Raw genomic sequence first — 1,427 nt, forward strand, 5'->3', positions numbered from 1 at the left:
TGAAGTGAACCCCAAAAGTTAGACAAAAACTTTTGGGGTTACTTTTATGTCAAAACACACATTTGAAGAGAAACTTGATGTAGTTTTTCAAGTAAGAAAGGGAAAGCCGATTCTGCGGATATCCCGCGAACGCCGTATCCGAGAAGGCATGATATTGGAATGGGTTCGGAAATATGATCTTTATGGTGAAAGTGGGCTGCTCAAGCAACCTAATATTAGGCCTAAACCCGATTTCAAAGAAGAGGTTGTAAGGCTGGTTGTGGAAAAAGGATTATCTTTAACACAGGTTGTTCTGGAATATAAAGTAAGCAAGACTGCCTTAGAGAGCTGGGTAAGATCCGTACGAGCTGAGGGATATGCTGCATTATACCAACAAAAGAACCGTGGACGGCCATCTAAAGTCATGGGACGATCAAAGAAGCATGAACCCGAAACAGAAGTAGAAAAGCTCCAGGCGGAGAATGCCCGCTTACGGGCCGAGAACGCACTATTAAAAAAAGTCGAGGCCTTAGTCAAGGAAAGAGAAGCCCGCGAACGCATGAGTGGGCAAAAGCCATTGAAGAACTAAGGCCAGAACATGATGTCGCAATTCTATTGGATTGCAACAAGATGGCTCGTTCTGTATTTTATTATCATCGCAAGCGCTTAAACTCTGATGATAAATACAGGCATGAAAAACAGGAGATCGCAAACATATACAACTTGCATAAAGGCAGATATGGCTATAGACGGGTCACCGCCGAAATGAAGAACCGAGGTTATAGCATAAATCACAAGACTGTCCAAAAATTAATGGGATCATTAGGCTTAAAATGTAATATCAGGAAAGTAAGCTATCGCTCATACAAAGGTGAGGTTGGTAAAATTGCTCCTAATGTACTTGAAAGGAATTTTGAGGCAAGTTTGCCAAATCAGAAATGGGCTACGGATGTCACTCAGATGAACATTAAAGGGGAGAAGATCTACTTGTCTCCTATAATTGATATGTTCAATGGGGAAGTGATTTCTTATAGTATTTCCAAAAGTCCAAATATGCAGATGATAGACGAAATGTTATATGAGGCTTTTGATAAAGTGAAAGATACAAAGGGACTTATATTTCACTCTGACCAAGGGTGGCAATATCAACATTACGGATATCGAAAGGCCTTGAAAAAAAATGGAATTATTCAAAGTATGTCCAGAAAAGGAAACTGCTTAGATAATGCCTTGGCGGAAAGCTTTTTTGGAATTGTGAAGACAGAATTGCTGTACAGCCAGAGCTTTGAAACTGCGGATGAATTTATCACTTTGTTAAAAGAATACATTCATTACTACAACAATAAGAGAATAAAAAACAGGTTAAATGGAAAGAGCCCGGTGGAATACCGAGCTCTCGTACAAAAAACTTAATTTTGTAATCTGTCCAACTTTTTGGGGTCACACCA

2 protein-coding genes are annotated in these 1,427 nt (G+C 39.7%); both read left to right on the forward strand.

Annotated features, from left to right (window positions below; translation table 11 throughout):
- Positions 1–46: 46 nt before the first annotated feature.
- On the forward strand, positions 47–568 hold the full coding sequence (locus ABD772_RS17490) for a helix-turn-helix domain-containing protein (protein ID WP_345107504.1): 522 nt from the start codon (positions 47–49) through the stop codon (positions 566–568).
- A complete protein-coding gene (locus tag ABD772_RS17495; protein ID WP_345107507.1) occupies positions 490–1,392 on the forward strand; it encodes an IS3 family transposase in 903 nt (300 codons plus the stop codon). The genes ABD772_RS17490 and ABD772_RS17495 overlap by 79 nt, the downstream gene beginning before the upstream one ends.
- The last annotated feature ends 35 nt before the right edge of the window (positions 1,393–1,427 follow it).

The sequence above is a fragment of the Mucilaginibacter panaciglaebae genome, assembly GCF_039539265.1.
Lineage (GTDB): Bacteria > Bacteroidota > Bacteroidia > Sphingobacteriales > Sphingobacteriaceae > Mucilaginibacter > Mucilaginibacter panaciglaebae.

What these genes read in the sequence shown, in the direction of transcription:
- ABD772_RS17490 (WP_345107504.1), top strand. Translation starts at nt 47, where the DNA reads ATGTCAAAACACACATTTGAAGAGAAACTTGATGTAGTTTTTCAAGTA.